This is a genomic window from Actinosynnema mirum DSM 43827 (assembly GCF_000023245.1).
In the GTDB taxonomy this organism is placed as follows: domain Bacteria; phylum Actinomycetota; class Actinomycetes; order Mycobacteriales; family Pseudonocardiaceae; genus Actinosynnema; species Actinosynnema mirum.
The window spans coordinates 3,326,636-3,349,259 of sequence record NC_013093.1 but is presented as its reverse complement, the minus strand read 5'-3'; the positions used below and the strand labels follow the sequence as shown (position 1 = coordinate 3,349,259).

At 73.8% G+C, this 22,624-nt stretch carries 21 protein-coding genes and 1 riboswitch; of the genes, 5 read left to right on the top strand and 16 right to left on the bottom strand.

Annotation, left to right across the window (positions count from 1 at the left end):
- Positions 1-30: 30 nt before the first annotated feature.
- From AMIR_RS42725 to AMIR_RS14505, 5 genes are all read right to left on the bottom strand, one after another.
- Positions 31-378 carry a thioesterase II family protein gene (locus AMIR_RS42725; RefSeq protein ID WP_049796836.1) on the bottom strand — a complete coding sequence of 116 codons (348 nt, stop codon included), beginning with the start codon at positions 376-378 and terminating at the stop codon, positions 31-33.
- The gene (locus AMIR_RS43215; RefSeq protein WP_049796835.1) at positions 362-718 is read right to left on the bottom strand and encodes a thioesterase II family protein; all 357 of its coding nucleotides are present in this window, start codon (positions 716-718) and stop codon (positions 362-364) included. The genes AMIR_RS42725 and AMIR_RS43215 overlap by 17 nt, the downstream gene beginning before the upstream one ends.
- Before the next feature lie 43 nt (positions 719-761).
- Positions 762-1,247, bottom strand: coding sequence for a phosphopantetheine-binding protein (locus AMIR_RS14515; protein ID WP_143760732.1), 486 nt, complete (start codon positions 1,245-1,247; stop codon positions 762-764).
- Positions 1,248-1,258: 11 nt separating this feature from the next.
- Positions 1,259-1,747 carry a hypothetical protein gene (locus AMIR_RS14510; RefSeq protein ID WP_143760731.1) on the bottom strand — a complete coding sequence of 163 codons (489 nt, stop codon included), beginning with the start codon at positions 1,745-1,747 and terminating at the stop codon, positions 1,259-1,261.
- Positions 1,748-1,825: 78 nt separating this feature from the next.
- Complete coding sequence (locus tag AMIR_RS14505; RefSeq protein ID WP_041836759.1) at positions 1,826-2,032, bottom strand: hypothetical protein; 207 nt, start codon at positions 2,030-2,032, stop codon at positions 1,826-1,828.
- Between the two features lie 24 nt (positions 2,033-2,056).
- Between AMIR_RS14505 and AMIR_RS14500 the strand changes: the two genes are divergently transcribed.
- Entirely contained in the window at positions 2,057-3,412 is a 1,356-nt protein-coding gene (locus AMIR_RS14500; protein ID WP_015801717.1) for an AMP-binding protein, read from the top strand.
- Between the two features lie 66 nt (positions 3,413-3,478).
- On the opposite strand, the gene AMIR_RS14495 is transcribed toward AMIR_RS14500, so the two are convergent.
- The gene (locus AMIR_RS14495) at positions 3,479-4,084 is read right to left on the bottom strand and encodes a TetR/AcrR family transcriptional regulator (RefSeq protein ID WP_015801716.1); all 606 of its coding nucleotides are present in this window, start codon (positions 4,082-4,084) and stop codon (positions 3,479-3,481) included.
- Positions 4,085-4,166: 82 nt separating this feature from the next.
- Here AMIR_RS14495 and AMIR_RS14490 point away from each other — a divergent pair, with 82 nt between their 5' ends.
- Both AMIR_RS14490 and AMIR_RS35685 read left to right on the top strand, forming a co-directional pair.
- The gene (locus AMIR_RS14490; RefSeq protein WP_015801715.1) at positions 4,167-5,615 is read left to right on the top strand and encodes an amidohydrolase family protein; all 1,449 of its coding nucleotides are present in this window, start codon (positions 4,167-4,169) and stop codon (positions 5,613-5,615) included.
- A 248-nt stretch (positions 5,616-5,863) separates the two neighbouring features.
- Positions 5,864-6,712, top strand: a complete 849-nt coding sequence (locus AMIR_RS35685) for a MerR family transcriptional regulator (protein ID WP_015801714.1) — start codon at positions 5,864-5,866, stop codon at positions 6,710-6,712.
- A 20-nt stretch (positions 6,713-6,732) separates the two neighbouring features.
- Here AMIR_RS35685 and AMIR_RS14480 read toward each other — a convergent pair whose 3' ends face one another.
- The 8 genes from AMIR_RS14480 to AMIR_RS14445 form a co-directional block, all read right to left on the bottom strand.
- Complete coding sequence (locus tag AMIR_RS14480; RefSeq protein ID WP_015801713.1) at positions 6,733-8,448, bottom strand: histidine kinase dimerization/phospho-acceptor domain-containing protein; 1,716 nt, start codon at positions 8,446-8,448, stop codon at positions 6,733-6,735.
- 702 nt (positions 8,449-9,150) lie between these two features.
- Positions 9,151-10,143 carry a glycosyltransferase gene (locus AMIR_RS14475; RefSeq protein ID WP_015801712.1) on the bottom strand — a complete coding sequence of 331 codons (993 nt, stop codon included), beginning with the start codon at positions 10,141-10,143 and terminating at the stop codon, positions 9,151-9,153.
- A gap of 13 nt (positions 10,144-10,156) precedes the next feature.
- Complete coding sequence (locus AMIR_RS14470; protein WP_015801711.1) at positions 10,157-11,362, bottom strand: cytochrome P450; 1,206 nt, start codon at positions 11,360-11,362, stop codon at positions 10,157-10,159.
- A gap of 92 nt (positions 11,363-11,454) precedes the next feature.
- Complete coding sequence (locus tag AMIR_RS14465; RefSeq protein ID WP_015801710.1) at positions 11,455-12,678, bottom strand: cytochrome P450; 1,224 nt, start codon at positions 12,676-12,678, stop codon at positions 11,455-11,457.
- Complete coding sequence (locus tag AMIR_RS14460; RefSeq protein WP_015801709.1) at positions 12,675-14,111, bottom strand: NAD(P)/FAD-dependent oxidoreductase; 1,437 nt, start codon at positions 14,109-14,111, stop codon at positions 12,675-12,677. The genes AMIR_RS14465 and AMIR_RS14460 overlap by 4 nt, the downstream gene beginning before the upstream one ends.
- Entirely contained in the window at positions 14,108-14,308 is a 201-nt protein-coding gene (locus tag AMIR_RS14455; RefSeq protein WP_015801708.1) for a ferredoxin, read from the bottom strand. Before AMIR_RS14455 ends, AMIR_RS14460 begins: the two co-directional genes overlap by 4 nt.
- Positions 14,305-15,015 (bottom strand): TetR/AcrR family transcriptional regulator, encoded by a 711-nt coding sequence (locus tag AMIR_RS14450; protein WP_015801707.1) that lies wholly within the window; start codon positions 15,013-15,015, stop codon positions 14,305-14,307. The genes AMIR_RS14455 and AMIR_RS14450 overlap by 4 nt, the downstream gene beginning before the upstream one ends.
- A gap of 922 nt (positions 15,016-15,937) precedes the next feature.
- Positions 15,938-16,621: a TetR/AcrR family transcriptional regulator gene (locus tag AMIR_RS14445; RefSeq protein ID WP_015801705.1), complete on the bottom strand. Its 684-nt coding sequence runs from the start codon at positions 16,619-16,621 to the stop codon at positions 15,938-15,940.
- Between the two features lie 160 nt (positions 16,622-16,781).
- On the opposite strand from AMIR_RS14445, the gene AMIR_RS14440 reads away from it, so the two are divergent.
- Positions 16,782-18,230 (top strand): MFS transporter, encoded by a 1,449-nt coding sequence (locus AMIR_RS14440; RefSeq protein ID WP_015801704.1) that lies wholly within the window; start codon positions 16,782-16,784, stop codon positions 18,228-18,230.
- Between the two features lie 229 nt (positions 18,231-18,459).
- A riboswitch (guanidine-III (ykkC-III) riboswitch) is annotated at positions 18,460-18,525 on the top strand.
- A gap of 30 nt (positions 18,526-18,555) precedes the next feature.
- The gene (locus tag AMIR_RS14435) at positions 18,556-18,870 is read left to right on the top strand and encodes a DMT family transporter (protein WP_015801703.1); all 315 of its coding nucleotides are present in this window, start codon (positions 18,556-18,558) and stop codon (positions 18,868-18,870) included.
- A gap of 314 nt (positions 18,871-19,184) precedes the next feature.
- On the opposite strand, the gene AMIR_RS14430 is transcribed toward AMIR_RS14435, so the two are convergent.
- Positions 19,185-20,012: an SGNH/GDSL hydrolase family protein gene (locus AMIR_RS14430; protein ID WP_187313514.1), complete on the bottom strand. Its 828-nt coding sequence runs from the start codon at positions 20,010-20,012 to the stop codon at positions 19,185-19,187.
- A gap of 220 nt (positions 20,013-20,232) precedes the next feature.
- Positions 20,233-22,503 carry a hypothetical protein gene (locus AMIR_RS35680; RefSeq protein WP_015801701.1) on the bottom strand — a complete coding sequence of 757 codons (2,271 nt, stop codon included), beginning with the start codon at positions 22,501-22,503 and terminating at the stop codon, positions 20,233-20,235.
- Between the last annotated feature and the right edge of the window lie 121 nt (positions 22,504-22,624).

Below are 22,624 nucleotides of genomic sequence, written 5' to 3'. Positions count from 1 at the left end.
GCGCGGTCGACCGGGTCCTGCTCGGGGAAGTCAGCGAGCAGGTCCCAGCGGACCGAGCCCCGGTAGACGTTCGGTGCACTCCCAAAAGTAGAAGTGGCCACCCGCGAACAGGGAGGTGCGGCAGGGCCCGGTGGTGTGCAGGCGCCACGCCTCCAGCGCCGCGAGCGGTTCGCTGTCGTCACGCCCGCCGAAGACCTCGATGGGCACGTCCAGCGGTGCCCCGGAGGCCCGGTAACCGCTGAGCACGGCGAGATCAGCGCGCAACGCGGGAAGCAGGAACTCCAGCAGCTCAGGCTCTTCGGCGAACTCGGCGAACTCGGCGGGCAGCGGCCCGCGCTCACGCTCGACAGCGGCGACCAGCTCATCGTCTGGCAACACGCTCAGATCTGGGTTCACGCTCGTGCAAGTGCGGCGCCCGCAACGCCGAGACCCACAACCCGAACGGCCCAGGCAACCCCCGGTCGCGAAGCGCACGAGCGGTCTCGTAAGCCGTGTACGCGCCAAGGCTGTGCCCAAAAAACGCGAACGGCGCACCACCCCCGAAGTCCACCGACGCGATCAGGGAGTCCACGAACTCCCCCATGCCGGTGATCCCCGGCTCGTCCAACCGCCCACCCCGAGCAGGCGGCTGAACCGCCCACACCTCCACGTCAGGCAACTGGCTGGTCCACCCGAGGAACTCGCCGGCGGACCCACCGCTGTGCGGAAAGCAGAACACCCGAGGCACCCCACCCGAGCCTTCCGCCGCAACACCCACCCACTCACCGAAGCCCCCGCTCGTCGAGCAGAGCAGCAAGCCCGGCAACGGTCGAAGCCTGGAACACCACCCGCGCGGACAGGTCCTCCCCGAACTCAGGCCGCAACCTGCGCACCACGCGCAACGCGATCAACGAGTCACCCCCGAGCGCGAAGAAGTCATCCCCGCCCCCAAGCCCGGAAACCCCAAGAACCTCCCCGAACATCTCGGCGACCAACTCCTCGGTCTCCGCCCCAAGCAGCCCCCGACCACTGAAGCCACCCCACGCGCCGCAACCGACCTGCTCACAGCCCTCAGCCCGCGCACCATCGCCGGTCCGGCCACCAACACCGACCCGCTCACCAACGCCAGCCCGGCAACCGGAACCAGCCCGCGCACCACCCAGACCCGCCCCAGCCTCGGCCAGGCCCAGCTCGACCGCGCCCAGCGCTCGCGCACCACCGTCACCCGGCTCCACGGCAGGCTGCTGCCCACCACCGGTCTCCCGCACGGCAGCCACCCTCAGCGCGCCATCGCCCCTCCCGCGCCCGCCACTCCCCTGAGGTTCGCCAGCCACCCAGGACCACCGCTTGCCCCGCACTCACCACGTTCCCCAGGCTCGCCACTCACCCCGCGCTCGCCGGGCAGCGGCTCGTCGAGCCGGTAGCGGGCGCGCTGGTACGGGTAGCCGGGCAGCGGGACCTTGCGGCGCGCGCGGTCGTGGTGGACCGCGCTCCAGTCGACGTCGACCCCCGCCGCCCGCAGGGCCCCGGTGGCGCGCAGGAACTCGACCTCACCGCCGAAGCCATCGGCGGCGTGCGGGAGCGACCGGACGACCGGCCGGTGCGGGACGAAGGCGGGGTGCCTGCGTGCCAGTCCGCCCAGGGTGCGCCCTGGCCCGAGCTCAAGCAGGGCATCGCCGCCCGTGAGCAGCGTGCCTAGCGCATCGGCAAAACGAACCGCATCCCGCAGGTGCCGCCCCCAGAATACCGGATCCGTGGCCTCGCTCACCGAAACGGGACGCCCCGTCCTATCACTGATCCAGGTGATTTCCGGCGCGGCGAGCCGAACCCGACGCACCCGCGCCGTCTACTCGTCCACCACCGGATCGACCAGGCTGGAGTGCGCGGCGGCGCTGATCCTCAGCACGCGGTCGTCCACGCCGAGCCCGCCCAACCGGGCCCGCAACTCCTCCACCTCGTCCACGGGCCCGGTGACCGCGCACTGGTCGACCCCGTTGACCGCCCTGCGGGCCGAGCGCCCGCACCGCATCATCCTGAGCCCGGTGCCCGACACCGGTCGGCACAAGTGAGGAAGCCGATGGCCGCACCGCTGGACACCGCACCGCCCACCGCGCTCCCGCCCGTGCTGGCGCGCGTCGCCGAGCGGGTGGCGCGGCACCCGCACGCCGAGGCCGTCCGCGCGGAGGGCCGGGTGCTGACCTACCGGGAGCTGTGGGACGAGACCGAGGCGGTGGCCGGGCGGCTGGTGGCGCTGGGTGCCTCGGGCGGCCGGGTCGGGCTGCACCTGGAGCGCTCCGCCGACCTGGTGGTGGCGATCCTGGCGGTGCTGCGCGCGGGCGCGGTGGCGGTGCCGCTGGACGTGTCGTACCCGGCGGACCGGCTGGTCTACATGCGCGACAACACAGGTGTGGGCCTGGTGATCGGCCACCGGGGACCGGTCGGCCGCTTCGCCGGCCTGTCCGTTGTGGACGAACTGGGCGACGTGGTGTTCGCCCGCGTGGCGGACGCCGCCGAGCCGACCGGCGCGGAGGGCCTGGACCTGGCGTACGTCGTCTACACCTCCGGTTCCACCGGGCTGCCGAAGGGCGTGCTGCACGAGCACCACAACCTGGAGAACCCGGTCGCCTGGCAGATCGAGGTCAGCCGGTGCGGCGAGGGCGACCGGGCGCTCCAGTTCGCGCCCGCCTCGTTCGACGTGGTGCTCCAGGAGGTGTTCACCGCGCTCGGCGAGGGCGGCGCGCTGGTGTGCTGCGACGAGGACGAGCGGCTCGAACCGCAGCTGCTGTGGGACCTGGTGGAGCGCGAGCGGGTCAACCGGCTGTTCCTGCCGTTCGTGGTGCTCCAGTCGCTGGCGCTGTTCGCCGAGGACGCCTCGCCGCGGGCGCACCCGTTGCGCGAGGTGCTGACCACGGCGGAGCAGATGCAGATCAGCGAGCGGATCAGGGCGCTGTCCACCCGGCTCCCGGACTGCCGCCTGGTGAACCAGTGGGGCACGACGGAGACGCACGTGTCGACGTGGCACGAGCTTCCCGAGGACGTGGCGTCGTGGCCGGTGCTGCCGTCGATCGGGCGAGCGGTGCGCGGCAGCGCGGTGCGGGTGTGCGACGACGCCGGGCTGGAGTACCAGGGCAGGCGGGACACCCAGGTGAAGCTGCGCGGTTTCCGGATCGAGCCGGGGGAGATCGAGACGCTGCCGAACTCGATGCCGGAGGTGTCGGCGGCGGTCGTGGTGCTGGCGGGCGGCGCGACGGAGGATCGGCACCTGCGGGCGCACGTCGTGCCGTCCGGCGCCGACTTCGACCCGGCGGCGGCGCTGGCGGCGCTGCGCGGGCGGCTGCCGGAGCACGTGGCGCCGAGGAAGGTCGAGCTGGCCGAGTCGCTCCCGCGCACCCCGAGCGGCAAGGTTGACCGCCGCACGATCTCGACCCGGTGAGCCCGTCCCGCGACCGCCGCTGATGGCGGTCGCGGGTTTTCCCCCGCCGCACAGCGCGAACCGGCGCTACTCCACCCCGCCCCGACCGCCCGCCCCCGCCTCCCAGTCCCGAACCGCCGACCGCACAACGGAATCCGCCGTCTCACCGGTGGCGTGGTACCGGGTCAGCACCCCTTCCACGGCCAGCGTCGCCGCGCCGTGCGCGATGGCCCACACCCGAGCCACCGCCCCGTCCGGGTCGGGCAGGTGCTCGACCGCGGCGCGCAGCGGCGGTCCGGTGCGGTCGGCGGCGGTCATGAGGTCCGGGTACTTGGGCTTGTCGAGCCGGGCGGCGAACATGACGGTGAACCGCGCGGGCGACTCCAGCGCGAACGCGACGTAGGCAGCCGCGAACTCCTCGGCCAGCCGCCCCTCCCCCGCGTTCCCCTGCGCGGCGAGGAGCACGTCGGCGAGCGCGTCGAACCCCTCCGTGGCGGCGGCGGCCAGCACGGCCTCCCGGTCGGCGAAGTGCCGGTAGGGCGCCGCGACCGACACCCCGGCCCGCCGCGCGGCCTCGGCGAGGCTGAACCCGTGCGCGCCGCGCTCCCACACCAGGTCGAGCACGGCGTCGATCACCGCGCGCCGCAGATCGCCGTGGTGGTACCCGCGCTTGCCCGCGGCCTCCCTGGTCACCGCACCCTCCCCGCCGTGGTTGACGACCGAGACCCTACTCGCCTAACTTGATGTTAAAAGCTTTTACATTGAGGAGGCGCACATGCCGCTGCCGTTGGCGGACCTGCTGATCACGGGCGGTTCGGTCCTGCCCGGCGACCCCCGCGACGGGCGCTTCGCACGGGCCGACGTGCTCGTGCGGGACGGCCTGATCGCCGCGATCGGCCCCGACCTGGAGGCGCCGGGCGCCGAGCGGGTCGACGCGACGGGCGCGTTCGTGCTGCCGGGTTTCGTGGACACCCACCACCACCTGTGGGAGGCGTCGCTGCGCGGCCTGACGGCGGACTGGAGCGCGCTGGACTTCTTCTGGGGCGTCAGGGCCCACCACGCCGGGGCGCACGAGGCGCGGGACGTGCACGCCGGGACGTACGCGGGCGCCGTGGCCGCGCTGGACGCGGGCATCACCACCGTCCTGGACGCCGCGCACGCGGTGAACACCCCCGAGCACGCCCGCGAGGGCCTGCGGGCCGTGCGGGAGTCGGGCGTGCGCGCCCTGTTCTGCTACGGCCTGACCACGACGCCGGGCGCGGAGGCGTTCACCGCCGAGCAGCGGCTGGCGGACCTGCGCGCCCTGCACGCGAACGAGTTCACCTCCCAGAACGCCGCAACCCGCGTCCGCCTGGGGGTGGCCGTGAACGACATCGGCTCGGTACCGTGGACCCGGACCCGCACCGAGTTCCACCTGGCCCGCGAACTCGGTCTGCCTTCGACGGTCCACTCGCGCTCCCTGTGGGGCGAGCTCAGCGCGCCCGAGATCACCTGGCTGCACCGCGACGGCCTGCTGGCAGCGGACCAGGTGCACGCCCACGCCAACGCGGCCACCGACGGGGAGCTGGCCCTCCTCGCCGAGGCGGGCGCCGCCGTGTCCAGCACGCCGGAGACCGAGGTGATGCTGGGCCTTGGCTACCCCGCGCTGGCGAGGGCCGCCGAACTGGGCATCCCCACCGGTCTGGGCACGGACATCCAGGCGGGCAGCCCGGCGGACCCGTTCGCGTGGATGCGCGCGGCCCTGCAGGCGGTCAGGGGCCAGCGGCACCAGCGCGTCCTGGAGACCGGGGGCAGCACGGGCCTGGGCACGCCGACGCCGTCGGTGCGCGACGTCCTGCACCACGCCACCCTGGGCGGCGCGCGGGCACTGGGCCTGGGCGGGGTGACCGGTTCGCTGGAGGTCGGCAAGGCGGCGGACGTGCTGGTGCTGCGGACGGACGGGGTCCACCAGCGCCCGGTGGTCGACCCGGTGGCGACCGTGGTGCTGCACTCGCGGGCGAGCGACGTGGACACCGTGCTGGTGGCCGGCGAGGTGGTGAAGCGCGCCGGCCTGCTGCTCGGCGGCCGAGCCGACCGCGCGACCGACCTGGCGGACACGACGTGGGCCCGCCTGACCCCGAGGATCACCTCCCGAGGCGGCCTCCTCCCGCCGCGCCCGGAAGGCGTCCTGAAGCACATGGCGGCAGCGGGGGCGGCGAACGCGCCGGAGTGGGCGAGGAGCTGACCGGACCGGCCGGTAGATCGCTGCGCCCGGAACAGGCTGGTTCGCTCACCACGAACCAGCCACCGGGAGCACCCCCAGCTCTCCCCACAACCACCGGCCACCGGCCACCGGCCACCGGCCACCGGCCACCGGCCACCATGTCAGCCCAGTCATCGTGCTAGCCGCCCATCCACGCCCATCCACGCCATCCGCCCCGGCGCAAAGGTCGTGTTTGACCTTGCAGTTACCTCAAGGCCCATGCTGGCCACATGGTGTTCCTCTCAATCAGCGAGTTCAGCGAGATGTGCGCGCTCCCCGCCCAAACCCTGCGCTTCTACCACTCCGAGGGCCTGCTGGTCCCGGCCCACGTCGACGAGCGAACCGGTTACCGCTCGTACGACTTCGTCCAGGTCGAACAAGCCATGCTGATCAGCACCCTGCGCGGAGCCGGACTCAGCGTCCGGCACGTACGCCAGGCCCTGGACGCCCCCGACACCGCGCTCGGGTTGCTCACCGAGCACCGGGAGTCGTTGCTGCGCAAGCGAAAGCTGGAGGACGAGGCGCTGCGGGACGCGGAGGTGTTCGTCTCCGACTGGCCGCAGGTGCGCGAGCACGCCGTCCCCGAGATCACCGCGCTCCGGACGATGGTGCCGGGAAGCAGGCACGAGGACGTGCTCGCGGAACGGGTCTCGGCCGCAGTTGACCGACTCCGCCGGATCGCGGTGGACGCAGGCGCGGAGGTCTCCGGACCGCCGTGGAAGCAACACGCCCTGGAAACCCAGGAGCAGAAGGCGAAGACCATGGACCCGGACGGGAACGACCTGTTCGTCGCACTGCCCCTGCTCACTCCGATCACCCCCGACTCCCTGCCCGCCGACGTCCACACCCACGTCCTCGAAGCGCACGAGGAGGTGTCGATCGTGCTACCGGGCAGGGACACGCTGCCGAGGCTGGGCGCGGTGTTCAACCGCCTGGTGGACCACTCGGCGCGCGTCAACCGGATGGTCGCCTTCTGGTCCCCCCGCTACCTGCTGCACGAGGGCAGCGTGGAGATCTCGGCGACGGTCACCGACTTCGAGGAGGGCGAGACCTTCGAGGACGACCTCCCCGACCAGTGACCCCCGATCCGGTCGGCCGATCAGGCCGGTCCCGACAACCCCGGCCGGTCGGCGCCACCGGTGGGGAGCAGCAGGGTGAACCTGGTCGGGGAGCGGTCGGACAGCACGAGCCTGCCGCCCTCGGCCTCGGCAAGATCACGCGCGAGCGGGAGCCCTATGCCGTGCACCCGCGTCCCGTTGCGGCCCGCGCCATGACCGCCACCAGCGCTTCCACTGCCGGCACTCCTGCTTCCGGCATTCCCGCTACCAGGGGTTCCGCTGCCCGAGGTTCCGCTACGAGAGGTTCCGCTGTCAGCGCTCCCGTCCCCAGCGCCTCCGCTGGCCGCGCCTCCACCACCCGTGCCCCCGTCGTCCTTGCTCCCGCCACCCGTGCTCCCACCGCCAAGGGTTCCACTGCCCGCGTTCCCGCTACCGCCGTGCGCACCGGCGCTTCTCCCGTGCTCGTCCCCACTTCCCCGCTCGTCCCCATCCCCGTTCCCCTCACCGTCGCGGATCTGGAAGGGATCGTCGCCGCGCACCTCGCCCTCGTCCACGACGTCCACCGCGAACAGCCCGGCCGCGTCCCGCGCGGTCACCTCCACCGCGCCCCGGCCGTGCACCACGGCGTTGTCCAGCAGCACGTGCAGCACCTGCCGCACCGCGGCCTCGGCGGCCAGCGGACCTGGCGCACCGGCCACCTCCACCCGGAGCGTGCGCCCGTGCAGCGCGAACTGGTCCCGCCACGTCCGGTGCAGGTCGGTCAGCAGCGCCTCGGGGTCCAGCCTCGACCGGGCGGGCGTGGCGCGCGTCAGGGCGAGCAGGTCGTCGATGGTCCGCTCCAACCGGTCCGCCGCCTCCACACCGGTGCGGAGCGCGGGCCTCAGGTCGGCCTCGGGGGCGTCGAGCGCGGACTCCAGGTGCAGCCGCAGCCCGGCGACGGGCGTGCGCAGCTGGTGCGAGGCCCGTGAGGTGAACGACCGCTCCCGGCGCAGGATCTCGCCGAGCCTGCGGGCCGTGGACTCCAGCGCGGTGGCGACCTGGTCGATCTCCGCGACGCTGCTGCGCGCGGGGCGGATGGTGAAATCACCGTCACCGAGGTCGTGCGCCAGCACCGACAGCTCTTCGAGCGGCCGGGCGAGCCTGGCCGCCATCCGCTTGGCGACGAGCCACGTCAGCGCGATCGCGAAAGCACCGCTGACCAGCATACCCGCCCAGACGACCATGGTCCGGCCGATCACCTCACCGGGTGGCGCGGCGGCGCGCACGACGGCCGTGACCTTCCCCTCGTCGGTGACGGGCACGGCCACCACCATGCCGTCGGAGTCGGCGACGTGCGCGGACTCGGCGGCCCGCCGGGCGAGCGCGTCCTCGGCAGGCCCCTCACCGGACAGCAACCACCCCTGCGCGGAGTAGACGCCGATGGTCGCGGCGGGGTCGCTGCCCGAGCCGACGGGCGGCACGAGGCGGTCCGGGTCGTCGGCGAGCGACAGCGCGACCCGCGACGCGGCCCGCTCCAACTCGGCGCGCTCGTTGTCGAGGTTGTACTGGGCGACGCCGAGCGCCAGCGGCAGCCCGAACAGCACGGTGGCCAGCACCGCGGTCGACACCGCGAGCGCGACGAGGTGCTTGCGCAGCAACCCGACCCGGTTCGCGACGGGCACGTCGACCAGCGCCGAGCTGTCCTCCGCACGCAGACGCGGGACGTCCTCCCCGCCGGACCGGGGCTGCCCGCCCAGCGGTGGGTGGTGAGCGGTCACGGCGCCTCAGCCCACGACCGCGACGGCGGACGGGCCGATGACCCGTCCGGCGGAACGCCGCCGCCGAACGCGCCGAGCGACCGGTAGCACGCCGTGACCGCCCCAGCGCCCACCAAGCCCTCGCGAGCCGCACCACGACCCCACCACGACGGGTGGCGAAGCAGGCGTGACCTGCGACTGGTGGTGCGAGGGCCTGGGTGCCCAGCCCGGTGGCGGCGTGCTCATGCCCATCAGTTTTCCAGCACAACCACCAAGAGGCGCACAAAAGGGGTAAATCGCCACTTCACGATCACACCGGGTCACTGGCACTTCACAGTCAGCGCACCGCGACCACGCACCCCGGACGTCCGAGGCACCCCGAGAACCCAAGCGCCGATCAGCCTCGACAGACCTCATGGGCCCTGATGGGGCCAGAGCCAGGGCCCAGAGCCAGGGCAGGGGGCAACCGCGAAACCGCCCGCACAACCACGCCACGTCACGCCGCAGCACCACGCCACAGCACCACGCCGCACCGGCCGCACCACCGGACCGGACCGGACGACCGCACCGCCGCACCACAAAACGGGCCTGATCACAGTGTGCGGGTTCGCCGTGCCGATGGGACGAACCCGCACCTTCCCCGATGGGGCGAACTTCACGAGCACCACCGGCGGTGCGGGACTCCCGAGGTCGGCGCCGGTAGGCTCGGAGGCGACCGGAGGGTCAGCTCGCGGCCAGCTCCGGCAGTTGTCGCGCGACCTCGCTGGGCGCGGGCATCCCCGCGATCTCCTCGGCGATGGCCCGCGCGGCTTCCCGGTGCCCGGCCCCGTCCTTGGGCGACAGCAGCTTGCGCACGTTCGCCGCGATCGCCTCGGCCGTCACCTGCTCGCCGCGCAGCGCCACGCCCGCGCCCGCGGCGCTGACCGCGTCGGCGTTGCTGAACTGGTCCGCCCCCTGCGGCAGGAACAGCTGCGGCACGCCCGTGGCCAGCGAGGCCAGCGTGGTGCCGCTGCCCCCGTGGTGCACGACGACCGAGGCGTGCGGCAGCAGCGCGCCCTGGGAGACCCACTCGTGCGCCGTGACGCCCTCGGGCAGCGGTCCGAGCTCCTGCGGGTGCACCCGCCCGGTCGACACCACGACCTGCGCGCCCACCCCGGCGAGCGCCCGCACGGCGGTGCTGAGCAGCCCCGCGGTGGCGAACGCGGTGCCGAGGGTGAGGTACACCAGCGGCTTCGACGCGTCCCGCTCGGGAACCGCGCCCGGTTCCGGCAGCGCCACCGGGCGCAGTTCCACGCGCCGTTCGCTCGCCATGAACTCCTTGTCCTGCAAGGACGGCGGGCAGACGTCGAGGTGCGGCCTCCCGGTGCCGAACGGCCGGTCGAACCCGATGCCCTCGTCGAACATGCGGCCGAACCCGTGCCACAGCGCGGGGACGCCCGCGCGCTCGGCGGCGACCGCCGCGCCGGGAACCCCCCAGCCGTGCACGACCAGGTCGGGTTCCAGGCGGGCGAGCTCCGGTTCCAGGTCCTCCGGGTACAGCTCGTAGAAGGCGTCGGCGGGCCGGAACGGTCGCAGGTCCTGCGCCGCCAGCGCCGCGTGCACGCCCTCCCCCGCCGCGAAGTGGACTTCGTGGCCGGCCTCTCGGGTTGCGACGGCCAGGGGGATCATCGGGAAGGTGTGACCGGGAGACGCCAGGGCGGCGAAGAGCACGCGCATGGCGAGACCCTACTCACCACGCCACGGGCAGCTCCCGCAGACCTCCGACGAGCAGGCCCTCCACCCGGCGCAGCCCGCTCACCGGAACGGCCAGCCGCAGACCCGGCAGACGGCGCAGCAGCGCGGTCAGCGCGGCCTGCAGCTCGGTGCGGGCGAGCGCCTGCCCGAGGCAGGAGTGCGCCCCGGCGCCGAAGGACAGGTGCGGGTTGGGGGTTCGGCCCAGGTCCATCTCCCCGGCGCGCTCGAACGCCTCGTCGTCGCGGTTCGCCGAGGCCATGCTGCACACCACCGTCGTGCCCGCGGGCAGCACGGTCCCGGCCACGGCCAGCTCGGCGTCGAGGTAGCGCACCATGCCGAAACCGGGGTTCGGGTCCAGCCGCAGCGCCTCCTCCACCGCGGGCCGCACCAGCGCGGGCTCGGCGACCAGGCGCTCCCACCCCTCCCGGTCGGCGAGCAGCATCGCGACCATCTTGGCGATCATGTTCGCGGTGGTCTCGTGCCCGGCGACCAGCAGACCTTGCGCGGTGGCCACGAGCTGGGCGTCCGACATGGGCTGCCCCTCGGCGGCGGTGGCCGTGATCAGCTCGCCGATGAGGTCGTCGCCGGGGTCGGCCCGCTTGGCGGCGACGTGGAACGCCATGTACTCGGCGAACTCCGCCTGCGCCGAGGCGATCTCGGCCTGGGTGTAGCGGGTCATGCTGAGCAGGGTGTCCGACCAGTGCGCGAACCGGTCCCGGTCCGAGTCGGGGACGCCGAGCATGGTGCAGATCACCCGGACCGGCAGGGGGAACGCGAACCCGGCCTTGAGGTCGCCGGGCGCGCCGCGTTCCACGAGCTCGTCGAGCAGCTGGTCGGCCATGGCCTCGATGCCGGGGCGCAGCGCGGCCATGCGCTTGGCGGTGAACCAGCGGTTCAGCAGCCGCCGCCAGCGCAGGTGGCCCTCGCCGCTCTGCGGCAGGACGGTGGACATGTCGCTGCTGAACACCCCGCCGGACTCCTGCTCGCCCACCCGCGCGCCCTCGCCGGTGGCGCCGACGCGGCTGAAGCGCGGGTCGGCCAGGACGGTGCGGACGTCGGCGTAGCGGGTGACCAGGGTGGCGGTGTCGCCGCTGGGCAGGGTGACGGGGGCGGCGGGGCGGTCGGCGCGCAGCTCGGCCCACTCGGCGGGCGGGTCGAGCGCGTCGGGGGCGGTGAACGGGTAGCGGAGCTGGTCGGCCACGGTCTCTCCTGTCGGTCGCTGGGTGGCGGCGGGTGGAGGCGGTGGTTCGGGAGCGGGCCCCGCCGCGCCGGGGAGCGCGGCGGGGCGGTCGGCTACCAGGTCACGGGCAGCTCGTACACCCCGTACACGAACCCGTCGTGCTTGAACGGGACCGACTCGAAGTCGGTGGCCAGGCGCAGCTCGGGCACCTGCCGGTACAGCGTCCGGTAGACGACCTCCAGCTCAAGCCGGGCGAGCGGCTGGCCGAGGCACTGGTGCACGCCGAACCCGAACGCCAGGTGGTGCCGCGCGGACCGGGTGATGTCGAGCCGGTCGGGGTCGTCGAACGCCCTCGGGTCGCGGTTGGCGATGTCGGTGGGCAGCACGAGCCCCTCACCGGCCTTGACCGGGCAGCCCGCGACCTCCATGTCCTCGGTGGCGAACCTGCGCCGCCCGCCGTGGGTGATGTTGAGGTAGCGCAGCAGCTCCTCCACGGCGGACGCGGCGAGCGCCGGGTCGTCGGAGTCGCGCAGCAGCGCGAACTGGTCGGGGTGGCGCAGCAGCAGCAACGTGCTGAGCGCGATCATGTTCGCGGTGGTCTCGTGCCCGGCGATCAGCAGCAGCACGGCCATGGAGGTGGCCTGCTCCATGGTCAGCTCACCGGCCTTGACCCTGCCCGCGAGCCGGGACACCAGGTCGTCGCCGGGGTTGTCGAGCTTGGCCGCGACCAGGCCGCCGAGGTACTGGGCCAGCGCGCCGGAGGCCTCGGCGCGCTGCTCGGGCGTGGAGTTGCGGTTGATGATGCGCTTGCTGTTGTCCTGGAAGAAGTCGTGGTCGCTGTAGGGGACGTCGAGCAGCTCGCAGATCACCAGCGACGGGACCGGGAGCGCGAACGCCTCCACCAGGTCGACCGGCTTGGGGCCGGCGAGGAGCCGGGCGACGGCGTCGTCCACGACGCGCTGCACCATGGGGCGCATGGCGGCGACGTTCTTGATGGTGAACGCGGAGCCGACCATGCGGCGCTGGCGGGCGTGCTCGGGGTCGTCCATGCCGATGAAGCTGAGCGAACCGGCGCGGCCGGGGGCCTGGCGCGGGTAGCGCTCGTGGGTCATGTCGGCGCTGACCCTGGGGTCGGACAGCACGGCGCGCTGCTCGGCGTGCCGGGTGACCAGCCACGGCGTGCTGCCGTCCCACAGCCGCACGCGGGTGATGGCGGCCTGCTCCTGCAAGTCGTTCAACTGGCGCGGCGGGTCGAACGGGCAGCCCTCGGAGCGGGGCATCGGGTAGTCCGGGATCTCGGCGGTCTCGATCCCCGCGGGGACCTGGGTGCTGGTCATGCTCGTCCTTCCGGGGAGGTGCGGAGGGCAGCGCTCGGGGCGGTTCTGTCGGGGGTGGGCGCTACCGTGGTCAGCGCGGTCGTCAACGCGGGAGCCACTGCTCCCGCCGCTGCGCCCTGCGCGAGAGCGGGCGGGGTCTGCGCGACGGGCAGGGTCGGTCCGGCGGGCGCGACGGCGGGCACCCGCGCAGCCGCGAGCCCCTCCGGCGTGAGCAGCCGCTGGCGGGTCTGCCTGGCCTGCTTGGGCATGTTCCAGCCGATGACGCCGGTCACCAGTCCGCCGCTGCGGTAGACGGCGGTGAACCGGCGCGCGGCGGGGTCGCCGTCCTCGACGGTCACCTCGGCGTCGACGGGCAGCACGCCGTGCACGTGGATCTTCGCGTCGAACTGGTCGGTCCAGAAATACGGGACGGGCGCGTACTCGACCGGGTCGCCGAGGAGGTTGTCGGCGACGGCGGAGGCCTGCTCGGTGGCGTTGGTGCGGTTCTCCAGCCGCACCAGGCGGCCGAGTCCGGGGTGCTGCCAGCGGGCCACGTCACCGACCGCGTAGACGCCGTCGGCGGCTCGGCAGTTCGCGTCGCACACCACGCCGTTGTCGAGCGCGAGACCGCTGCCCTCCAGCCACTCGGTGCAGGGCACGGCCCCGAGCGCGACCACGACCACGTCGGCGGGCAGCACCTCGCCGCCGTCGAGCCGCACGCCGGTGACCCGACCGCCCTCGGACTCCAGCCCGAGGACGGCGGAGCCCAGGCGCAGCCGCACGCCGCGCTCGGCGTGCAGCTCGCCGAGCAGCCCGGACACCAGCGGTCCGAGCTGGGCGGCGAGCGGGGCGTTCTGCGGTCCGGCGAGGACGACGTCCAGGCCGAGCCCGCGCGCGGTGGCGGCGGCCTCCGCGCCGAGCACCCCGTCGCCGACCACGACGACGCGGCGGCCGGGCAGCAGGTCGGCCCGCAGCGCGAGCGAGTCCTCCAGGGTGCGCAGCACGTGCACCCCGGCCAGACCGTCCTGCCCTGGCAGGGCGCGCGGTCGCACGCCCGTCGCGACGACGACGGCGTCGGCGGTGTGCTCGGCCCCCGAGGCGGTGCGGACGGTGCGGGTGGCGACGTCCAGCGCGACCGCCGGGTCGCCGAGGTGGAACTCGGCGTCGAGGGCGGCGAGCACCTCGGCGGAGCGCAGCCGCGACCGCTCGGGTTCCCACGCGCCCGCGAGCACCTGCTTGGACAGCGGCGGGCGGTCGTAGGGCGGGTGCGACTCGGCCCCGAGCAGGGTGAGGCGACCGGTGAAGCCCTTGCGGCGCAGCGCTTCCGCCGTGGACAGGCCGGCGGCGGCGGCGCCGACGATCAGCACGTGGCCGGGGTGGCCCGCGCCCTCCCCGGCCGGGCCCCCGCTCGGCTCCGGCACGTCGGTCGTCCCCGTGGTCCCGGTGGGGCTCACTGCGCCTCCGCCAGCGCGATCGCGGCGGCCGGGCAGACGCTCGCGGCCTCGTGGACGGCCTGGTGCAGCTCGACGCCGGGCTCCGGGTCCAGCAGCACCACCACGCCGTCCTCGTCGCGCTGGTCGAACACCTCCGGCGCGGCCAGCACGCAGGAACCCGCGCCGCAGCACTTGCCTTCGTCGACGGTGATCTTCATCGGGCACTCCAATCGGGGGAGGGTTGGCGGTCGCGGCGCGGGCCGGTCGGGGTGACCGGCGCGAGCCACAGGCCGACGATCGCGTCGACCAGCCCGGTCGCGGTGGCGTCCCAGCTGGTCCTGGTGGTCGGCTCGCCCCGCGCCAGCGCGGCCTCGCGCTCTGCGCAGGTGTGGGACAGCAGGGTGCGGGCCATGCCGCCGCGCTCCAGGTGCACGGGCAGCGGCAGCGCGGGCAGGCAGCGGTTCAGGCCCTCGACGACCTGGCGCACCGTGCCGCCGCTGAGCGCGTCGTCGACCACGGCCTGGCGCAGGACCGGGTCGGTGAGCACCTGGGCGCTGAACCGGGCGTACCAACTCGGGCTGCCCAGCGCTTCGAGGTGCTCGGTGTACGGGCGGATGAGGCAGTCCACCCAGTGCCGCACGTCCAGGCTGTCCCCGGCGGCGGCGAGCATCGCGGCGCGGGCCCGCTCGACCGGTTCGGCGTGCCGGCGCACGATCTCGCGGACCAGCTCGACCCGGCTGCCGAAGTGGTAGCCGACGGCGAAGTTGTTGCCCTGCCCGGCGGCCTCGCCGACCTGCCGGTTGGACACCGCGCTCACGCCGCGCTCGGCGAACAGCCGCTCGGCGGCGGCCAGTATCACCTCGCGCGTCTCGGCGGCCCGGTCGCCCTTGCGCGCGGGGCCGTCGTGCTGGCGGGAGGGGGTCACGGGCGCTCCCCGGTTTTCCGCCGGACGCGCCGTCGCGAGCCGGGTGGGACGAGGTGGGTCGACGCGGCGGCGCGCGGGGCGGTCGCGGCGTCGAACGGCATGGTGCCGAACGACGCGGCCGAGGTGCGGGCGCGAGCGGCGCCGCACTGCGTGTTCCCGACCGGCGGAGTGCGGATCGGCGTAGTCGCGGGAGGCGTGGTGCGGGGCGCCTCACCGCCGGGATCGCTCTCGTGGGGGTCGCTCGGGGGCATGGGGTCCTCCAGCGCGGTGTCGTCGGGGATGACTCCAGATAGCCACAGCTCTCCGTTTGAGTCAAGCGACTGACTTACGAAATGCGCGGTAACGCCCCACGCCCACCACGATGGGCGAATTGCCCCTGCGCCGCCCCGCCACCCCCGAACCAGGGCCGAACCCACCCGTGCGGGCAACCGCAGCCGCGCTCGCCCCGCAGGCGCTCGCCCCGCAGGCGCTCGACCGACAGCCGGTCGACCGGCTGATCACAGCCGCGCTCGTGCCGCCGCTCGCCCCGCCAGCGACGCGAGCGCTCAAACCGCAGCTCAGCCCGTTGACACCACCCACGCGCAGGCTGCGACTCGACCTGCCTGCGACACCCGCGCCCGACCCGGCGCCCGGCCAGCTCGCCGACCACACCACATACCCGTCCGGCCTGCTCGCCACCCTCACCGCGCACCCGCTCGGCCCGCTCGCCGCCCCCACTCCGCACCCGCTCGGCCCGCTCGCCGCCCCCACTCCGCACCCGCTCGGCCCGCCCGTCGCGTCCACCCCGAGCCCATCCGGCCGGCCAGCCACGCCTCCACGCGCACCCCGCCCACCGGACCACCCGGCTAACCGGGCCTTCGACGTCAGTCCCGCCCGCTCCACCAACGCCAAACCCACCCTCAGTCAGCACCGCCCAGGCGCGCTACCCGCGCCCGACCCGCTCCCCCACCGTGTTGTCCGGTGCGGTCCACAGCCCGGTGATCGCGTCCACCAAACCGCGCGCCGCACCGTCCCACGTGTCGCGCGGCGTCGCCACCCCCTCGGCCAGCGCACGCTCCCGCTCTGCGCACACCTGCACGATGAGGTGCCACACCATCCGCTCCCGCCCGAACCGCACCTCCGGCGCCACCTCCGGGGGCAGGTGCGCGCGCAGCCGCTCCAGCACGACCCCCATCCCCGGCGTGGTCATGACCTCGGCGGCGGCGACCAGCCGCAGCGCCGGATCGGTCACCACCTGCGCGACGAACCGCGCGTACCAGGTGATCCCGCCGGGGGCCACGACGTCGGCGCGCGCGGCCAGGTCGGCGAGGTGCGCGGTGACCGGCCGCACCAGGCAGTCGACCCAGTCGCGCAGCACCGGCGAGTCCCCGGCGCGGGCGACCATGTCCGCCCGCAGCGCCTCCACGGGCAGGCCGTGCCGCCGGACGATCGCCCTGACCAGGTCGTGCTTGGTCCCGAAGTGGTACCCGACGGCCGCGTTGTTGCCCTGCCCGGCCGCCGCGCTGACCTGCCGGTTGGACACCGCGTGCAGGCCGCGCTCGGCGAACAGCCGCTCGGCGGTGTCCAGGATGCGGGCGCGCGTGGTCTCGTTGTGGAGCCGCCTCACCGGGGGACCTCCTCCGCCTCAGGTCGATTCGGGACGCCCCCGGACAGTTCGGACACCGGCGCGGGCACGTGCGGGACAGTGAAGCCGTACGGGTTAACCTAAGTCAAGCAACTGATTTAACCCTCTGCCGAACCCCGCCCTCCCGGAAGGCCGACTCCCCATGTCCAGCGCACGCCCGCACACGCCAGCAGCACCCCCGGCACCGCCGGGGGCGAACACCGTCGTCTGGGTGCTGGCCTTCACCGGGATCGTCGTCTCGCTCATGCAGACGGTCGTGATCCCCCTGGTCCCGCAGTTCCCGAAGCTGCTGAACGCCGACCCCGCCGACACCGCGTGGGCGATCACCGCGACCCTGCTGGCCGCCGCCGTCGCCACCCCGACCGTGGGCCGCCTCGGCGACATGCACGGCAAGCGCCGGATGCTGCTGATCAGCATCGTGCTGCTGGTCGCCGGCTCGGTCGTGGGCGCGCTCAGCGACACCCTCGGCCCGATGATCGTCGGCCGGGTGCTCCAGGGCCTGGCGTCGGGCGTGATCCCGCTGGGCATCAGCATCATGCGCGACGAGCTGCCCGCCGAGAAGCTCGGTTCGGCGACCGCGCTGATGAGCGCCTCGCTCGGCGTCGGAGGCGCGCTGGGCTTGCCGCTGGCCGCGGTGCTGGTGGAGCAGCTGGACTGGCACGTGCTGTTCTGGGGCGCCGCCGGGCTGGGCGTGATCGCCGGGGTGCTCGTGGTGGCGCTGGTCCCGGAGTCGGCGGTGCGCTCGGGCGGCCGGTTCGACCTGGTGGGCGCGCTCGGGCTGTCGGTGGTGCTGGTGTGCCTGCTGCTCGCGGTGTCCAAGGGCGCGCAGTGGGGCTGGGGCAGCGCGCTGACGCTGGGTCTGCTCGGCGGCGCGGTCGTCGCGCTGGCCGCGTGGAGCTGGTGGGAGCTGCGCACCGCCGAACCGCTGGTGGACCTGCGCACCAGCGCGAATCCCCAGCTCCTGCTGACCAACGCCGCCTCGGTGGTCTTCGGGTTCGCGATGTTCGCGATGTCCCTGGTGATGCCGCAGCTGCTGCAGCTGCCCGCGTCCACCGGGTACGGCCTCGGCCAGTCGCTGCTCGGCGTCGGCCTGGTGCTGGCCCCGTCCGGACTGGTCATGATGGCCATGGCGCCGCTGTCCGCGCGGCTGTCGCGGGAGCGCGGCCCCAAGATCACCCTGATCACCGGCGCGCTCGTGGTCGCGGTCGGCTACGGGCTCAACGTGGCGCTGATGAGCCAGCTCTGGCACCTGGTGCTGGTGTCGAGCATCATCGGCGCGGGCATCGGCCTGTCCTACGGCGCGCTGCCCGCACTGGTGATGTCGGCGGTCCCGGTGTCGGAGACCGCGGCGGCGAACAGCCTCAACACCCTGATGCGCTCGATCGGCACGTCGCTGTCCAGCGCCGTCGCGGGCGTGATCCTGACCCAGCTGACCACGGCGGCGGGCCTGCCCTCGCAGCAGGCGTTCCAGGTGATCATGGCCGTGGGCGCGGGCGCCGCGCTGACCGCCGCAGGCGTGGCCGCGCTGCTCCCCGGCACCGGCCGCGTGGTCGTGACGCAACCGGCCACGGCAGCCACCGCGACCCGCTGACTCCGCCCAGCACGACCTGATCCGGCGCACCCCGTCCGGCTCCGATCGATTCCGGTCGGAGCCGGGCGCTCTTGCGCAGAGCGTCTTGCGCAGAGCGGTCGCGCACCACCGCGAACGGGCCTTCTCCCAGTTTACCGAAGAGCACGACAACAAAGCCACGTTCTGAATTCACCCGAAAGCTGCGACTGGTATCACCCGCGCCTTCACCGCGGGCGGTGCTAATGTCTGTTCCAACGCCGCATCGCCGGCGTTCCGGACGAGCGCGCCGTACCCGGTCACGACAAGACGGTGCAGTGACCACTGGACACTGCGGAAGGCGTTCGTCATGGCATGGGTCGTTCTTGTGCTCTCCGGGATCTTCGAGACGGTGTGGGCCGCGGCGCTGGGCGCGTCACGCGGGTTCACCCGCCTCGGCCCCAGCCTGCTGTTCGGCGCGGCCCTGCTCGTGAGCATGGGCGGACTGGCGTTCGCGCTGCGGACCATTCCCCTGGGCACCGGGTACGCGGTGTGGGTCGGCATCGGCGCGGTCGGCACGGTGGTCTACGGCATCGTCGCGCTGCAGGAACCGGCCTCGGTCCTGCGCCTGCTGTGCGTCGCGCTGATCGTCGGCGGCGTGCTGGGCCTGAAGGTCCTGCACTAGCGGGAGTCCCACCCCAAGCGCGCGGCGGCCCGCTCCAGGCCGTCGCGCACCGGACCCAGGCCCCACCCGTCCTTTCCGGGTGTGACCGGCGGGGCCGGGGTCTCCCGCACCGCTCCCGATTCGGCAGGAATCACGATTTCGTGGCACTCGTGATCCCATAACGCTCATGGTTCCCCACCGAACACGGTGAACAGCGGGAACCGGATCGCATCGCGCGATCGCGGAAGTCGATTCGCAACCACCTGAACCCGCAACGAGTCCAGGTGGCGATGTGACGCGCGCTTTTTCAGGAGAACGGCCCCACCAAGAACGGGTCAGGGACGCGTTTGCTCCCACGAGTACGCGGCCACCAGTTCAGCCACCGCAGCCATGCCCGCCTCGTTCGGGTGGTACCCGACACGGCCGGGTGGTGGGGCGTAGGGCTCCATCCACGGTTCGGCGGAGCACACCCCGTGGTCGCGGGTGATCGGCGTAGTGTCGATGACGGTCACGTCGTGCGCCCGCGCGGCGCTCCGGGTGGCCTCCTCCAGCCTGGCGACGACGGTGCGCTCGAACGCGAGCTGGTCGTCGGTGAGCGGCAGGCCCGAACACGAGGGCCCCTCGGCCGGGAGCACGGCCTGGTAGATCAGGGCGAACACGAGGGCGTCGGGCGCGCGGCGGTGGATCTCGGCGTAGACGGCGCCGATCCGCTCGTGCAGGGTGTCCAGGCCGCGCAGCATGGCGGCGCGGTCCACGGTCGGGCAGGCCTTGGTGCGCCCCTTGGCGGCCTTGCTGTTCTGGCAGCCGTACGCCATCAGGCTGCCCATGTAGTTGACGTCGTTGCCGCCGATGGTCACCGTGACCACGTCGGCGTCGGCGGTGACCGCCTGGATCTGCGGTGGCAGGCCCGCCTGCTCCTCGCTGAGCACGTTGGCCGTGGTGGCGCCGCCGCAGGTGACGTCAACCAGGGTCGCGCCCTTCGCGGCGGCGGCGAGCGTCGGGTAGTTGCGGGTGGACCGGCCGCAGGCGCCGGGGAAGCCGGGTTTGAGGTCGGGCACGCCCGGTCCGGCGGCGAAGGAGCTGCCGAGCGCGACGTGGCGCAGGCTGCCCGAACCGTGCGCGGCGCCGGCCGCGACCACGACGGACATGAGCAGGGAACCCACCACGAGGGCCCTGAGGAACACCCGTTTCACGGGCGGTTTGCGGTGCGACGACGGAGCCACCGGACGAGCGTGCCTGGCGGATAGGGGTTTCGGGAACACCGGCGGCGAAGGTGACCTGTTCGTGTCCGGTGTGCCCGGTCACGTTCCCGACCGACGAGCGGTCCCGCGACGCCGGACCGGGGTGGTCCGGCGTCGCGGGGTCACGTGCGCGGGGCGCGCTCTAGGACATCGCGCCGCCGCCCGTGGAGCCGCTGTAACCCGAGCCGCCCTCGGGGCCGTCGCCCCGGTCGGTGCTGGACGGGTCGCTGTCGTTCTGGTTCGGCGTCGAGTCGTTGTCGCCGGACCGGCCGTCGCCGTCCGCGTCGGAGGGGTCACCCGAGGACCCGGTCGAACCGGACCCGCCAGCCCCCGAACCGCTGGAGCCACCGCTGCCCGAACCACCCGACGAGGAGCTGCCGGAGGAGCCGCTGCCGGACGAGTCGCCAGCGGACGAACCACCGCTCGACGAACCACCGCCGGACGAGCTGTTGTCGGAGGAGCCGCTCCCGGACGAGCCGTTGGACGAGGACCCGCCAGAGGAGCTCGACCCACCGGAGGAACTCGACCCGCTGGAGCTGGAGTCGCTGGAGCCGGAGTCGCCAGCCCCCGAACTACCGGAATCCGAGTCGCCGGAGGACCCGGAGTCGCCGCCACCGCCGAACCCGGAGTCACTCCCCCGGTCGCCCGAGGACCCGCTGTACCCCGCGCCGCCCTCGGGACCATCACCCCGGTCGGTGCTGGACGGGTCGCTGTCGTTCTGGTTCGGCGTCGAGTCGGCGCTGCCGGACAGCCCGTCCCCGTCGGAGTCCCGACCGCCGAGGTCACCACCGGTGGTGTCACCGATGCCGCCAGCACCACCGGAGTCGCTCCCACCGTCGGAGCTACGACCACCCGTTCCGGTGGCCGCCCCGGACCCGGAGTCACCGGAACTCCCGAGGCCACCGGCCCCGCCGGTCCCCTCGGGCCCGTCCCCGTCGTCCCCGTCGCCCCCGGATCCATCAGATCCGCCGGACCCGTCGGACTCATCGGAGCGCCACCGGCCTTCGAGCCCCCAGGTCTCACCGGGCTGGTCCGCCCTGGAGACGTCCCACCCGCCGAGGGAGCGCGGGCTGGTCTCCGGCCCGTCGCCGCGCTCGGTGCTGGCCGGGTCGCTGTCGTCCTGGTTCCAGGTCGGGTCGGTCGCGTCCGGCTTCCCGTCCCCGTCGAAGTCCCCGCCGCTCCCGGCGGGCGGCTGCGCGGGCGGCGGGTTGACCACCCGGTCGCTGCCGTACCCGGTCCCGCTGTCCGGCCCGTCGCCACGATCGGCGCTGGCCGGGTTCCGGTCGTTCTGGTTCGGCGTGGCGTCCTCGGCGTCGGGGACGCCGTCGTGGTCGCGGTCGGGCAGCGCGTTCCGCTCGGCCGCCTCGGCCGCGGCGGCCCGGTTGCGGGCCTGCTCCAGCGCCTCCCGGTGGGCCAGGTCGGGCCGGTTCTGGGCCCGCCACTGGCTGTTGCGCGCACCCTCCTCGCGCAACCTGTCCAGCAGCTCGGGCACCTGCTCCCGCGTGGTCGGCGGCTCGGGCGCGGGCTTGAACGTCTTGTCGAAGCTCAGCCCGAACCCGAGGTCGGACCAGCGCCCCTTGTCTGCCTTGGTGGCACCGCGCGGCACCTCGGGCACCGACGCGCCGGGCGGCGTCTGGGGCGCGGGCGGTGCGGGCGCCGTGACCTCGGGGTTCTTGCCGGGCGAGAGCGGGTCGGCGGACTTCTCGGTGCTCACCGAACCGCCGCCGGGCACCGGGGTGCTCTCGGTGACGCTGTCCGGGGTGTTGAGGTGCCACGACCCGTCGGCGCGGCGTTCGAGGGTCACCCCGATCTCGCGACTGCGCCCGTCCGGTGTGGTGACGGAGGCGGTGCCCTTGTAGCTGAACGTCACCCTGCCGTCGGGCGCGATGTTCAGGCTGAGCCTCGACTGGTACTGGGCGCCCAGCACGTCGAGGCTGTCGCTGAGGTCGGCGTTGAGCCCGTCGCGCTTGGGCCCGATGTCGGTGAACTGCGGCCCGGACGGCTTGCCCACCCGCACCCCGCCGCCGAGGAAGCCCTCCTGCTTGTGGCGGTCGTAGGCGGCGGTTCCGGTGACCGAGGTGCGCGGCCCGATGGGCACCCCACCGGACACCCCGACCCCCTTGGTGTCGGGCGGCGCGCTCAGGAAGTGCTGCCCACGAGGCTGCATCTCCTGGATGATCTCCCTGGCCCGCACCGGGTCGTTGCGGAACACGCGCCCCAGCTCGTCCCGGAGCTCCTGATCGGTCAGCGACCGCGCGGGGACGTCCGCCAGCGGCGCGGTCTCGGAGGTCGCGGGCTCGGCCGAGGCGACCCCGACCACCACGCCCATGCCGACGGCGGTGAGCGCGGCTCCCACGACGACCCGCCGGACGACGCCGAGCGGGTGCCCGGCAGGTAACAGCGGATTAACCATGAAATATCCCGACTTCCGTGTTGGCAGTTTTCCCGTACAACGAGTATCCGGTGGCAGGGAAACGCTAACTACCCCTTACGGGCTGTTCCGCTGCACCGAATGACGGCTATGCGCCGAAAAC

Excerpts from the sequence above, each read along its gene's own strand:
- AMIR_RS14500 (WP_015801717.1), top strand. The coding sequence starts at position 2,057 with ATGGCCGCACCGCTGGACACCGCACCGCCCACCGCGCTCCCGCCCGTG.
- AMIR_RS14490 (WP_015801715.1), top strand. The coding sequence starts at position 4,167 with ATGCCGCTGCCGTTGGCGGACCTGCTGATCACGGGCGGTTCGGTCCTG.
- AMIR_RS35685 (WP_015801714.1), top strand. The coding sequence starts at position 5,864 with ATGGTGTTCCTCTCAATCAGCGAGTTCAGCGAGATGTGCGCGCTCCCC.
- AMIR_RS14475 (WP_015801712.1), bottom strand. The coding sequence starts at position 10,143 with ATGCGCGTGCTCTTCGCCGCCCTGGCGTCTCCCGGTCACACCTTCCCG.
- AMIR_RS14465 (WP_015801710.1), bottom strand. The coding sequence starts at position 12,678 with ATGACCAGCACCCAGGTCCCCGCGGGGATCGAGACCGCCGAGATCCCG.
- AMIR_RS14455 (WP_015801708.1), bottom strand. The coding sequence starts at position 14,308 with ATGAAGATCACCGTCGACGAAGGCAAGTGCTGCGGCGCGGGTTCCTGC.
- AMIR_RS14440 (WP_015801704.1), top strand. The coding sequence starts at position 16,782 with ATGTCCAGCGCACGCCCGCACACGCCAGCAGCACCCCCGGCACCGCCG.
- AMIR_RS14435 (WP_015801703.1), top strand. The coding sequence starts at position 18,556 with ATGGCATGGGTCGTTCTTGTGCTCTCCGGGATCTTCGAGACGGTGTGG.
- AMIR_RS35680 (WP_015801701.1), bottom strand. The coding sequence starts at position 22,503 with ATGGTTAATCCGCTGTTACCTGCCGGGCACCCGCTCGGCGTCGTCCGG.